13 protein-coding genes are annotated in these 13,275 nt (G+C 54.4%); 3 read left to right on the plus strand and 10 right to left on the minus strand.

The features are described 5' to 3' along the window. The 10 genes from ffh to HF921_RS00780 form a co-directional block, all read right to left on the minus strand. Positions 1-1,246: signal recognition particle protein (ffh, locus tag HF921_RS00735; protein ID WP_215892933.1), on the minus strand; the 1,246-nt coding region annotated here is incomplete at its 3' end. A 557-nt stretch (positions 1,247-1,803) separates the two neighbouring features. Then, positions 1,804-2,091, minus strand: coding sequence for a hypothetical protein (locus tag HF921_RS00740; protein ID WP_226834245.1), 288 nt, complete (start codon positions 2,089-2,091; stop codon positions 1,804-1,806). 41 nt (positions 2,092-2,132) lie between these two features. After that, positions 2,133-4,544, minus strand: coding sequence for a YbcC family protein (locus tag HF921_RS00745; protein ID WP_215893111.1), 2,412 nt, complete (start codon positions 4,542-4,544; stop codon positions 2,133-2,135). After that, complete coding sequence (locus tag HF921_RS00750) at positions 4,541-6,187, minus strand: proton-conducting transporter transmembrane domain-containing protein (RefSeq protein WP_319025464.1); 1,647 nt, start codon at positions 6,185-6,187, stop codon at positions 4,541-4,543. The genes HF921_RS00745 and HF921_RS00750 overlap by 4 nt, the downstream gene beginning before the upstream one ends. A 224-nt stretch (positions 6,188-6,411) precedes the next feature. Next, on the minus strand, positions 6,412-7,410 hold the full coding sequence (locus HF921_RS00755; protein ID WP_215860542.1) for a LysR family transcriptional regulator: 999 nt from the start codon (positions 7,408-7,410) through the stop codon (positions 6,412-6,414). Between the two features lie 187 nt (positions 7,411-7,597). Then, entirely contained in the window at positions 7,598-7,978 is a 381-nt protein-coding gene (locus HF921_RS00760) for a type II toxin-antitoxin system VapC family toxin (protein ID WP_226825257.1), read from the minus strand. Positions 7,979-7,980: 2 nt separating this feature from the next. Next, positions 7,981-8,229: a type II toxin-antitoxin system Phd/YefM family antitoxin gene (locus tag HF921_RS00765; RefSeq protein ID WP_064219594.1), complete on the minus strand. Its 249-nt coding sequence runs from the start codon at positions 8,227-8,229 to the stop codon at positions 7,981-7,983. Positions 8,230-8,283: 54 nt separating this feature from the next. Next, positions 8,284-8,646, minus strand: a complete 363-nt coding sequence (locus tag HF921_RS00770; protein ID WP_064219595.1) for a DUF192 domain-containing protein — start codon at positions 8,644-8,646, stop codon at positions 8,284-8,286. Next, entirely contained in the window at positions 8,643-9,524 is an 882-nt protein-coding gene (locus HF921_RS00775; RefSeq protein ID WP_215893113.1) for a type II secretion system F family protein, read from the minus strand. The genes HF921_RS00770 and HF921_RS00775 overlap by 4 nt, the downstream gene beginning before the upstream one ends. Beyond that, a complete protein-coding gene (locus HF921_RS00780; protein WP_215891929.1) occupies positions 9,521-10,372 on the minus strand; it encodes a type II secretion system F family protein in 852 nt (283 codons plus the stop codon). Before HF921_RS00780 ends, HF921_RS00775 begins: the two co-directional genes overlap by 4 nt. 339 nt (positions 10,373-10,711) lie before the next feature. On the opposite strand from HF921_RS00780, the gene HF921_RS00785 reads away from it, so the two are divergent. The 3 genes from HF921_RS00785 to HF921_RS00795 all read left to right on the plus strand — a co-directional run bounded on the left by HF921_RS00785 (position 10,712) and on the right by HF921_RS00795 (position 13,242). Further along, a complete protein-coding gene (locus tag HF921_RS00785; protein WP_064219597.1) occupies positions 10,712-11,401 on the plus strand; it encodes a helix-turn-helix transcriptional regulator in 690 nt (229 codons plus the stop codon). Positions 11,402-11,406: 5 nt separating this feature from the next. After that, positions 11,407-12,501 (plus strand): OmpA family protein, encoded by a 1,095-nt coding sequence (locus HF921_RS00790; RefSeq protein ID WP_215891928.1) that lies wholly within the window; start codon positions 11,407-11,409, stop codon positions 12,499-12,501. A gap of 462 nt (positions 12,502-12,963) precedes the next feature. Next, positions 12,964-13,242: a Flp family type IVb pilin gene (locus HF921_RS00795; RefSeq protein WP_064219599.1), complete on the plus strand. Its 279-nt coding sequence runs from the start codon at positions 12,964-12,966 to the stop codon at positions 13,240-13,242. Positions 13,243-13,275 lie beyond the last annotated feature (33 nt).

Below are 13,275 nucleotides of genomic sequence, written 5' to 3' on the forward strand. Positions count from 1 at the left end.
TGACCTCGGTGACGGTCGTGCCGGAACCCGCCGCAATCCGCCGCCGCCGCGAGGCTTTGATGATGTCCGGATGACGTCGTTCGCCGGGCGTCATGGAGTTGATGATGGCCTCCAGACGGCGCATCGACTTGCCATCCTGCATGGCGCTCTGCGCCTCGGCGGGCAACTCGCCCATGCCGGGCAGCTTATCCATGATACTGGCCATACCGCCCATGCGCTCAAGCTGACGCAGCTGCTCGCGGAAATCTTCCAGATCGAAGCCCTTGCCGCTGCGCAGCTTGTCGGTCATTTTCCGGGCCTGATCCTGGTCCACGTCCTGCTGGACCTGCTCCACCAGACTGACAATGTCGCCCATGCCCAGAATGCGCGAGGCCATACGATCCGGATAGAAAGGTTCCAGGCCCTTGCGAATCTTTTCACCGATCCCGATGAACTTGATGGGCTTGCCGGTAATGGCCCGCACCGACAGGGCCGCGCCACCGCGGGCGTCACCATCCGCCTTGGTGAGGATCACGCCGGTCAGCGGCAGGGCGTCGTTAAAGGCCTTGGCGGTATTCACCGCATCCTGACCGGTCATGGCATCGACCACGAAAAGCAATTCCACCGGTTTGACCGCCGCGGTCAGGGCCTGCGCCTCGGCCATCATTTCGCTGTCCACGTGCAGACGCCCCGCCGTGTCGACGATGAGCACGTCGTAGACGCCGCGCTGCGCCGCTTCCACCGCATCCTGGGCGATGCGCACCGGCTGCTGATCGGGGCTGGAGGGGAATACATCCACCGCAATATCTTTACCGAGATGCGCCAACTGCTCCATGGCGGCAGGACGATAGACGTCGGTACTGACCATCAGCACACGCTTCTTTTCCTTGTCCTTGAGCCACAGGGCGAGTTTGGCGCTGGTGGTGGTCTTACCTGAGCCCTGCAAGCCGGCGAGCAGGATCACCGCCGGGGGACGCGCGCTGAGATCGAGGCGATCATTGTGCGCGCCCATCAACTTCACCAGTTCATCATGGACGATCTTGACGAAGACCTGCCCCGGCGTGAGGCTCTTGATCACGGCTTCGCCCATGGCCTCTTCGCGGACGTTATTAATGAAGTCCTTGACCACCGGCAGGGCTACGTCGGCCTCCAGCAGCGCCAGCCGCACATCGCGCAGGGCGTCGCGGATATTATCCTCGCTCAGCCGTCCCTGGCCGCGCAAGTTCTTGAAGGTCTGGGTCAGTTTCTGGGTCAGATTGTCAAACATGGGTCCCCCTCGTGTAGGGTGGATTTTGGACTGTATGAGGCGGTCGCGCAATGCGTGACATCATTCCTCCCGCCGCACCGGCAGAGGATTGGGCTGATGCCTTGGTCGGCTCCATACATACCAGAATAGGAGCGGTCCAATCCTGGTTTTCCAGATCAGAAAGGCAGTGTAAGCGGAATAGCAAAGCTTGCATAAGGCAGAATATTTTCTATAGATTATTTAAAGATGTAATAAACATGAATTCCAGCTCGCGTCTGTTCCTCAATTATTTCTGCAAACTCGCCAGGTTCATTTTTCGTACTTAAAACAAAGATCCTTTCAATTATCACCCCCTTGCGGGCCTGGCGAAAGTTTAGCTCTGAATGCTCAGACCCATGTTTCCCCGTTTTCCAATAGAACTTCCTTGTCAAACTAGTCACCACTTTGAATGTCTGATCAGGTTCTATAGATATCATGGAATATATAGTCGGAACCATGTTCTGCAGGGTGGTTAGGTACTTGCAGACCAACGGTATCTTGCCCGCCCGCAATAACCGTAGATACGTGATTAGAACGTCTTAAGATCTGGCAAATGGACTGGGCCATAAACGCTCCGCAAGGAACCAAGTCATCTCAGGGATATCTGTAGCCCATTGAGACAACTGATCGGCATTTGCAAGAGATTGTTCACTTGCGTGAGTTGTCTGGCTGGTTAGTGCCGCTATCCTTTGCATGGGCGCGTACAGCAGTTGCATGAGTCGTTCCCTTTGGCGGGTGACCACACTGGAAAGATGATCCTTGGTACCCAGTTTGCCGGAAGCGATCTGTTCGATTTCTGATCGTATTTCTTCGTTGATTGTGTCCATGATGTATTCTCTCCATATGAGAAAAGCAGTCGGGGTCTCCACTACATCTTTACCCAGTTTCCTGCGGCCCGCCGTTCAAAAAGACTGCCGTCGGGGGCGATTTGGATGACTGTTAACCAGCGGTTGTTCACTAACTGGCCAAGGGCTCCGTTACCATCAATGATGCGATCCATGGCTTCTATGGGTGCTTCAACAAAGGCAGATAATCGCAGAGGCTCGTGCTGTAACCCGCTGTTACTATCCCGTAGGGACTGCTCCGACAGCCCAATGCGCAGGTCACCCCCGTTACCCTCCAGGACACCAATGGTTCCGCCAACCACGTTGTGCAATACCTTGTTACCACAACCTTGCCGTTGGTTATCGACAATGGAGCCGTAGTACTGCATGTTGATCCAGTTGGCCACCACTAGAGGCGCGGTCATGATCAGGGTTAAAACCGCAAAGTCCGGATCCTTCCCTACATCGTAGTCGTGGAGGAACGCTCGGCCGGCAAGATTCATCTCGCGGGTACGCCAACGAGGCGCGGCAATAAAAGCAGCGTTCCCCGCCAAAGCCCATTCTGGACGCACCTGAGACCAATCTCGTCCGCGATAGGCCATGTTTCGAGCCACTGCCTCCGGGTCCCGTACATCGGGCTCCAGACGCAACATCCTTTCCAAGCGGGTGAGATTGGCCGCCTTTTCCAAAGCTTGTCGCAACTCGGCAAGGAGTCCGGCATCCAAGCGGGGATCATCCATCCCACCCAGGATTTCGACCCGATCAGTTGTCGTGTCGTGGAGTGCGGGCAGGAAGCAACAGCGTGGATCCAGATCCCAACCTTTGTCTACCAGAGACTTACGCACCTGTGGATCATTGAGGAGGCCGGCGGCCGCCTTTGCATTCACCTCTCCGGTCTGCCCGGCGCATGCGCCACAGTCCAGTCCTGCCCGGTGCGGGTTATTGGTGTTGGAACTTCCGTGGCCGGCCAGGAGAACGATGGGAGCCACACCGCGGTTCAAACCCAAACCGGTGAGAATGAATTCCGCCATGGCCACACGTTCCTGCAGGGTTAGGGATTCCGGCAGGACACACTGTAACGTGGCCCGTTCCGCTGCCGAAAGCCCTGCTTCGTCGGGAGGAATGGAAGGTCGGTGCCATCCCATGGTGTCCGCCAAAAGGCGGCCCACATACGACAGTCCAGCCGTTTCGACAAAAGAAAAACAAGACGCCGCCGAAAGCTTGAAATGCTTCCACTCCGCCCCCCTTCGTAGCCGCCGAAATCGTCTCTCGATGATGGCCTTGGTCCCCTGTTCCATCACATGTACCCCGGGATTGAGAAGAACCGGCGTTTGGGTTCTTGGGGCATAATCCCCCTGTCGGCGATAATCCAACAGCACACCAAAAAATCCCGCGAAGCCGATGGTATCAAGGGTTGGCATAACGCCTTCCAGGTGGCGACGGAACACCTCGGAACGAACGTCAATACAAAAAGCAGCCTGTACCAAAGGGGCGGTTGAATTCTTTTTCTTTGCCGGTTGGCGGCGGATGCTGGTCGCTACTTGTCGACGATAGGCGATTTCAGAGGCGCGCAGGAGCACCTCTCCACGTCGGGCGTCCTCCATATCCGCACTTTTATCATCGACGATCCAAGCCTGGATTTGGCGATGCCAGCGTTCCAACACCTTCGACTGAGCCGTTTGCCGTAAGAGCGCTTCCCAAACCATGCGAATCGTCAAAAGATCAAGCAGATCCTCATCACTACCTCCCTGTAATTCTGCCTGCCACAGCAGATACCTGCACCAGCTGGCCCAGCCACCGATGGATTTGAGAAGCACTAAGAGATAGGCCTCCTCCGCAGGCTGGGGGATCCCCATCGTTCGTAACGCCCACTGCCTGGCCGCTGCGCCATTGGAAGACAACGCGAGAAGTTGTGACCGCACGGGCCTGAGGCCCATAGGGCCAAGGCTTCGGTCAGCGAGGGTGTATTGACGCCAGGTTCCAAAGAGGCCGGTCTTGGGATCCTTGGGAATGGACCACAACGACTGCCCACGATCATAATACGCCGCAAGGAAGTGGCTGATCTGCTCCACCACGTATCGGGAAACTGAGGCATGGCCACGGAGATCCATCAGCTCCGGCAAACGCGGCAAACGCATGGGTAACTCAGAAGATTCACGGAGATACTCTCTCCAGCCCTCCTCATCGACATCCAGACCAAGATCCTCCGTCGCTTGAAGGATGTCGACCATGTTGAGCTTGCCATTTTGGAGAAGATCAGCGTACCAGCGCCGATCCATGATAACCCGCTCTCCGACCGTCCCCTGCAGTTGCGCAGCCACCTCGGAGAAGGACCGGTCCGCGAAGCCCCAGTAGGGATTGACGGCCACAAAGCTGTCCAGCGGCCATACCGGCGCAATCCGGTGAATCACCCGATCAAGAAGTTGCTGTGCGTTTTCTGCAGCTACCGTACTCATTGGACACCTCCGGAATGACCTATAACATCTTGATTACGGCCTATAACATCTTGATTACGAGCAATAGATTGAAGCGATTCCACAGCGAGATTTTTGCGTGGCAACTCCACACCCACTCTTTCTGACCAAAACCGATGCGAGAACTGTTCAACCCAAACATCTGCATATAGCCCATTGTATAGATGCGTAAAAAGGACCAGTTGGAGTTTTTGGGGCAGCAGTGCTCGGCCCGGACCCTGCAGCCAACTCAAGATCAGGAAACTCACTGCCGCCAGTCCCACGAGCCACAGATACAGGGTGCTGACGGATACCATGGATCTGGTCATATCTGACGTAAAACCCCAGACGAATAGCGTGTGCAGAATCAGGTAGGTGAATCCCATGCTTGCAGCCACCAGCAGTGCTATAAAGCGATCAGGCAGTGCATCAAACTGAAAGCCTTTCACCAAAATTTGCGACACTGCCACGGCCACGATCACCACCAAGGCGATCCAGGTAGGATCTCGTAGTGGATTCTCCGCAAAAGCCCAGGCTCCGCCCCCAGAGATAATCAGCCCAAAGATGATCGCCGCCAACCACGAGGTCATAGAGGGAATCTTCTTTCCTCCAGGCGGCACCTGCCGCAGTTGGTCCGTAACACTACCTGAAGAAAGAAATGCGTGGGCCTTGTACAAGGAGTGTCCAATTAAGTGCAACAAAGCCAAGGGGAAAAGCCCGAGCCCCAACTCCAGTGACATGAAGCCCAGCTGGGCTGTGGTCGACCATGCCAACATGGATTTGACCGCCGTTTGTGTGGTCATAACCAACGAGGCGATAACGACGGTTGCCAGGCCAACCAGTCCCAAGAAAAGCAGCGCATCCGGGACTCGGACCAAAAGGGGGCTGGTACGCAGGGCAATAATTGCGCCACTGTAAACGACCCCGGCGTGCATCAGAGCCGAGACAGGCGTGGGTGCTTCCATGACTTGTATCAACCAGCCCTGAAAAGGAAAGTGGGCACTTTTCAAAATGACCGCACCAACAATCAACCAAGCGGCCAGCTGCAAGACTGAGGGCATATTCCCAGCTTGCTCAGCGAAGTGCCGAATAGCGCTGAACTGAAGGCTCCCGACCTGTTGACCGATCAGCACGGTGGCCGCCACCAAAAAAATGTCAGCCGTACGGCTAAAGATAGACTTCTTGTGGGCCGCCATAATGGCTTTGGGCCGTTCGCTATAAAACTTGAGGAGCTTGTGCAGGCTAAAGCCTGTGGCAATAATCCCGAGCGTGAATAACCCAATGTTCCCCGAAACCACCACCAATAGGAAAAAGCCCCCGGTGAAAGCCAACAGGCGAAAAAAACGGGCCTGATGGGGATCACCATCCAGGTACTCCACACTGTATTGGGCAATCATGAGAATGACAAAGGAAACAAGTGTGGCCAATACCAACGTCAGCCCGTTGACTGCAATGGAAAAAGGGAGATCAAAAGACAAGCCTGGAAGGGGCAGCATTGCAATTTCAAGACCGCCTTGTGCGCCCAGAAAAAAGCTGATATCGCCAGCCAGGGCCGCCAACAGCGCCCCAATCGCTGCCCAGCGAACACGGTAACGGGTACCCAAGGCTGAATGGCGGGTCGCCCGCACGGCGGGCAACGCCGCCACGAGGAGCCCTGCCGGCATCAACGCCAGAAATGTGCCCGTAAGCCACGGTATGGAGATTATGGTATTCATTGCTGCCTCCTCGGATGAAAGGACCGGGAAGGACTGTAACGCCGCGATAGGATTTATTCAAATTGCATTTATAAATCATACCTATTTATTATTATAAATGCCATGCTTGACCAGAAGGTGATCAGCCCCACTTGGGGGGTTCGTGTGCGGTGGTATCAGAGGTATTTGGCCAAGTCTGGCCACAACTTCACGAGCCGGTCTGTAATAAACTGCTCTTGCGATGCGGAGAACTCCACAAACTTTTGAGCGGTCAGCGACAAAAATCTGCCGCGAGGATAGACCAGATACCATTTTCGCAGAATAGGAAAATCTTCCACTTCAAGGATTTCTATAGGTCCTTTGGTTCCCTCCAACGCAAGAGAATGAATGGAAAGGATGGATATCCCCAAACCACTGGCCACTGCATGTTTAATCGCTTCGTTGCTACTCAGCTCCATGGCTACATTGGGTTTTAGGCCTTTTTCAGCAAAAAGGCGCAAGTAAGCGTGGCGAGTCCCGGAACCAGGCTCCCGAATGAGAAAAGGAGTTTCCGCGACAGCATGAAGTGGCACGGGCTTTTCCGCCATCGTAAGGGGGTGGCCACGGGGTGCCATGACCGTGAGTGGATTCCACGCAAAGGGAATGGCCTCCACATCCACTTCACCCGTAGGCACTTGGCCCATGACGTAGAGATCATCTTCAGTATTCTTGATGCGTTGGATGATCTCATCTCGATTGCTGACCTTCATACTGAACTCAATGCCTGGAAACTTTTCCCCAAAGGCGGCGAGCAACTCTGGGGCAATATATTTGGCCGTAGTGACAACGCCTAGCCGCAGCTTACCCCGTCGGATTCCTTTTCGATCTGCGATCTGTGTTTCAAGATTCTCAAAAGTGCGGAATAAGTCACGACAAGCAGCATAAAGATCCTGCCCACCATCAGTTGGCCGAATCTCTTTCCCGATCTGTTCAAATAATGGAAGGCCTACAGCCTCTACCAATTTCTTCATTTGGAGAGAAATAGTGGGTTGAGCCAGAAATAGTTCATCTGCAGCTTTGGTGAAACTTTTATGACGACTAACTGCCATAAATATCTGCAATTGTCGAAAAGTAACATGGTGTAAGAGCGAATGAAGTGATCTTGGTAGACCTTCTCGAGATTGACTGTTCTGCATAAAGGGATCGGTGCTCCGTTGTGAGCCATAGCAGGTATGGCTCCAGCGTATCAGACAGCTGGCTTCTGTGGAATCTTCATATGCGAATGCGAATGACCGATTTCAGCCTGACCCGGCCAGTTTGGATGAAACCCTATTGCTTGTTAACATTTGCGGTCTGCCCAATGCCCACACCTGCAAGCTCTGGTTAAACTTTAATGATTGTGTCGCTGTAAAGTGCCACCAGCGGGTCGTGGGTCATTAACCGCATCGGTTCCGCGAGCGCTTGTGCCACAAGAATGCGGTCAAACGGGTCTTGATGGTGCGCGGGCAACTCTTCCACGGCAACCGCGTGCTCTGCCTCGATAGGAAGAAACCGATAACCCGACTCCTGAAAATAGCGCACAGCGTCTTGGCTTGATACGGGCATATCGCCTCGCCCCAATGCATGCTTGATCGCAATTTCCCAGACGTTCGCCGCGCTGACCCAAACGGTCGTTCTGGGCGACTGAATCATGTCACGCGCCTTCTGCGGCAAATTCGGACTGTCCGTGATGGCCCACAGGGCAACTTGCGTATCCAGCAGCAAGTTCAGGACTGCACCTCGCCCATGAATAAGCGCGCCACGGCATCGTTATGCGCATCGATATTGTCGGGCACAACGAACCGGCCTTTCGCCACACCAATCCGCTTTCCAGACAGGACCGTATCTATCGGCACCAATTTGGCGGCGGGACGGCCATTCCTGGCGATCACGATCTCGCGCTCCTGTCCTTGCTCGATGGCTTCCACCAAGCGGGACAGAGAGGACTTGGCTTGTAACATATTGACAGACTGCATCGTAATCGCATTCTCCATAAAATGGAGTTAGTCTAGTCTGGCTAATTAAAATGGTCAAGACCGTGATTGTGCTGTCCGCCACGTCAAACGCTGTCCGGGAACCACCCCGTGACGCGCAACGCCGCCTGCCGCCACCTCCAGCGTCGTGCGGGCACCCCGGCAGGATTTCATGCGCCATGCGCTGACCTCTGGGTGACAAGCCAATATCCTCAGATCGGCATCCAAGAAAATGACATCGATGGGGAAACGCATACCCACGGTGTGTACACTCCCGCAGGCAGTCAGCAACAACCCCTGCTGATCAGAGAGCCCGGCCTTGCCCAGCAAGCCCTGCAAACGGTCGAGAAAGCTGCCCGCCATCTGCACCTCAGACCAGAGCACCTGATCACCCCGACAAACTACGCCTTGTTGTGTCAAAAGCCGCCTTCCTGAAGAAACTTCATGTAGATGACAAAAGCCAGCATCAAAAAGGTGATAGGGAAAATGAAGACAACCAATGGCGCCAGTAACTTGACCGGTGCCTCCAGCGCCAGCTTTTCGGCGCGCAGGAAACGCTCCTCACGTCGCTGTTCCGCTTGCGCCCGCAATACCGGCCCCAGATCACCACCCCGCTCTTCCGATTGAATCAGGGCGCTGACCAAGCTCCGCACTTCCGGCAACGGAACCCGCTCCCCAAAGCGTCGGAAAATATCCATCTTCGGCGTCCCCGCGCGCAAATCGCGGATCATAATGCCAAACTCATTGCGCAGCGGTCCCAGCGGCCCCTTGTCCACCGCCACCTGCAAGGCGCTGGTCAAATTCAGCCCACCCTCAATCATCAGGGTGATAAAGTCGAGATAAACGGGTAACTCCTTGAGAATCAGCCGTCCCCGCCGCTTCGCCTGCTCAACAAGCCAAAGATCGGGGTAAAAACCACCCACCAGCGTGGCCAGCAAGCTCAGCCAGAGATTAAAAAGCCCAAATGCCGCATAGAATAAAAAGGCAAAAATCAGCGGGACCAGCATGCTGATTACCTTGAGCGCTACAAACTCTCTAGCACTGAGCAAATAATTCATACCGGCTCTTTGTAATCGATGGTGGACACGCAGTAAAAGGCGGTCTGGAATGAAGATAATCAACGTGGAACGGATGAACTGCACCAAGGGCCAGAACGGGCGCAACCCTTTGGGCAATGGATCCATATAATCCCGCGGTGATGGCTCCATCTGCCGCGCCAGCACACCCAATCCATAGACAAAAAGTCCAGTGGAGACCCCGATGACAAGCGCTATTAATGCCCACCATAACGCGCTCATACTTCAATGCTCACGATTTTACGGATCCAGAAATAGCCGAGCACTTCAAACAAAATGGCCATAGCCAGCACCGCCCAGCCGCGCGTCGTATTAAATAGCGCCCCCATAGCCTGTGGCTCAATCTGCAAGAGTGCAAAGATGATCAACGCTGGCAGAACCGTCATCACCATACCCTGAAGTCGACCCTGTGAGGTCAGCGCTTTGATCTTCTGCTCCATCATCAGTCGCTTGCGGATGGTGTCCCCCAATCGCGCCACCGTGTCGGCGAGATTACCTCCCACCTCCCGGCTAATACGCAAAGCGGAAGACACCAGTTGCACATCCTGCGACGGCACCCGTTGCGCCAGATGGTCTATGGCGTCCTCGAAGGCGACCCCCAGACGTTGCTCCCGCACGATCAGCGCCAACTCCTGGCTGATGGGTGGACTCAGATCGCGGGAGAGCCCTTCCATGGCTTGCTGCAAATTGGCGCCGCTGCGCAAGCCGCTGGCCAGCATCAGGAGGGCATCCGGCAGTTGTGCATGCAGACGATCCAGACGCCGCTTCTGCAACCAGCGCAGCACAAAACGGGGCAACAAAGCGATGACAATGGCCGTCGCAACGGCCAATACTGGCAAGTCCAGCAGCAGCCAGACCATAAGTGGCAAAACCAGCACCGCCGCCACGTTCAGTTTCCACAACAGATCAGAGTCCGCGAAGATGAACAACTCCGACAACCTGACCTGTCCGTCGCGGGCGAAGGTTGTCCGCCCCGTCACCAAAGCCTGCCGGGTTGCCAGCAGGGCCACAAAAGTAAGCCCGACCACTGCAGCGAATACCAGAATACCGAGTACATTATGGCTTATCATCCGCTCCCCCCACCCATTTTTCTGGGCTGATTATCGATTCATAGAGAAATCGTACTAACACCCTGCATCTTACGTTAGACTCTGCACATTAACTCTGGGAATAACGTGTTCATAACATTAAAACATAATCCACGAATCAGAAAAAGGCATTCAACAATCACACACAATAAACAATAATATATTGTATTTATTAATTATTTTCACTAAAAAATCGGCATGATGACTTCAACACGAGCAATTATAGTGAACAGCATCGCCACATATTGACATCAGCACGGAGCGCGGTAACATCGTGCCATAGCATAGATTATATAATTCTCCATATTGGAGGGAGCGAATATGTGGCTGAACCTACTAGCCCAGCCCGCGGCGTGCGGTGCGGGCCAGGCACTAAAGTGCTACGCGTTGGGAAGATCACCTTCTGATATCTCCAGAGGATGGCGGGAACAAGGCTGGTTCCGACAAATCAAGGTCTATCGCCTGCACCGCCACTGCAAAGGCTGGCGGACCACGTCCTGGTGGCGCTACCCTACGGGACGCTGGCCTGCCCCGCCCAGAGAATTGATCGTCCGGGCGCAGCGCGAGGCAACATCCGGGAATCCACACCCCTACTGCATCACGACGTCCTCGCAACTCGCGATGAGCCTCCTCTGCAACCCCACTCCTACCCAGATCGCGTTATTCCACCTGGAAATCACCAGGGAGCTGAGCAATACGGAACTCAAGAATATTCAGGCAGAGTTGCTTATTCTCTACACAGCTCTCGAAACCGAAGAACCTTTTCATCCAGAGCTCACCCCAACTGACTTGCGTATTGCACAAATGCTCGTGGAGGGTATCGGTCAAAACGAGATTGCGACCCAGATTGGCCAAAGTGAAAGTACTATCCGCTCCCGGATCGCCGTCATGTGTAGACGGCATGGAGTACCCAACCGGCGGATGCTCCTGGCACGCCTGCTCAAAACCATCCAAAACAAAAGACCCGGCAGCAAGCGATCCTTCCCTCACCAATCATCACGATCGGAGTGAAGAACATGCGCACTTTTACTCTGCGAATCAGCTTACTGTTGCTTCTGACCACTGGCCCCGCCTTTGCACTGGACGAACCCGGACAGGATTTACCCTTTCTGGGGCGCTACCCTGGCAGCGTCATTGACAGTTATAAAACCGCTCATTACGACGAGGCCACCATTCCCCTCGGGATTTTAGGCAAAAGGGGGTTCACCAAATCGGAGACCGTAGAGGGTCAGGTGACGTACATTCGTTACAAAGTACCTGAAGATCGCTCGCCGCTGGAGTTCATCCGCAACTACCAACAGGCATTACAGCGCGCGGGGTTCCACGTCTTGTGGCAATGTGCCGATCATGGCTGCAGAACCCCGGACGCAGATGTGGCAGCAACACTTTGGCGGGGCGCTCCAACCCGCTACACCGGCGGCGCGGAAATTTTCAACTTTGAGAATGGCCGCATGCTCAGTGCCGAACATCGCGCCACGGATGGTGTACGCACTATTGTATTTATCAACGACAACACCCTGTTTGGCCATTCTCAGGACGCCTCCGTGTACGCCGTGCAAATCAAACCCATGCAAAGCGGCATGGTCAGCAGCGATGCCGGACAGTTGACCAGCGAAAGCATGGCTGACGCCCTAATTCAGCAGGGACATTTCGCTATGCACTTACCCTTCGATTTCAATCAGGCGACCCTACGGCCGGATGCGCAGTCGACTCTGACGGCGCTGTCCCAGCTTATGGAGCAGCACCCCTCCCTCCGCATACGTCTGGAGGGGCACACAGATCAAGTGGGCTCTGCTGCATACAATAAGAAGCTGTCGCTAAATCGTGCCTTGGCCGTAAAATCGGCTTTAACAGCGCAAGGCATAGTTGGGCAACGTATTGAGGTTACCGGATTGGGTGCCACACGCCCGATAGCCGGCAATGATACCGATGAGGGGCGCGCACAAAACCGCCGGGTTGAAGTAGTTGATCTCAGCCCTGGTGCCATCGCCGGGCTCCGGCCTGCAAATGCCGCCATCACGCCGACCATCACCCATGCGCCCGCAATGAATAGCGCACCCACCATACGAAACGGCGTCTATCACCGCAACGCCCCCCCCAATCACCGGTAGATCTGCAGCCAATACCCCTGCAGTCGAACTGGCCAACACCGCTGCAGACGCCGTTCGCAGCGAGACCAACTACCGGATACAGCAGGGTGTGCGTAGCCTGGCACAGGGCATATTTGGTAACTGATCACCAAGCCTAGATCATCATCAAGCGCGCCGAACAATCTGTTCCGGCGCTGTTTTTTGTCTTTATACACAATATCATCAGGCACATATATAGGTGGAAAATAGCGCACAAACATGTTTCATCTAAAGTTACCGTTACCCGCTCGTCGCTAAATTACCAGCAATGCCGCGCCCCGAAACTGTATCATTTTTATAACAAAATTGGAGCGCCGCTATTAATATTATTTTTCATATTATTATGACATCATACCAGTGATTTTTGGCCATATTGTGCAATGCTTTTGCCCATGTTTTAATGTTTCTGTGGTAGACGAAATTCCACCAACTTCTGGAGGACCAATGAAACATTATTTAGCTATTCCGAAGTCCCACGCAGAACGCGGTCAGGGCATGACCGAGTATCTGATAATTGTCGCACTTATTGCGATCACTGGTATTGCAGTGTTTTCTTTCTTTGGGCAAACACTGCGTCATCAGATGGCAGGTATTTCTCAGGAGCTGTCGGGCAAAAAAGCAGATTCTGATATTACAGCAGCCCAAGGTACAGCTGGACAGGCCACAATTAATGCAGGCCTGCAGAAAAACATGAGTGATTACAAATCGGATATGGGCAAGTAATTAGCTGTTTGCGGGGTTCGCCCCGTCCATGAC

The sequence above is a fragment of the Acidithiobacillus ferriphilus genome (genome assembly GCF_018854775.1).
GTDB classification, from domain to species: Bacteria; Pseudomonadota; Gammaproteobacteria; order Acidithiobacillales; family Acidithiobacillaceae; genus Acidithiobacillus; species Acidithiobacillus ferriphilus.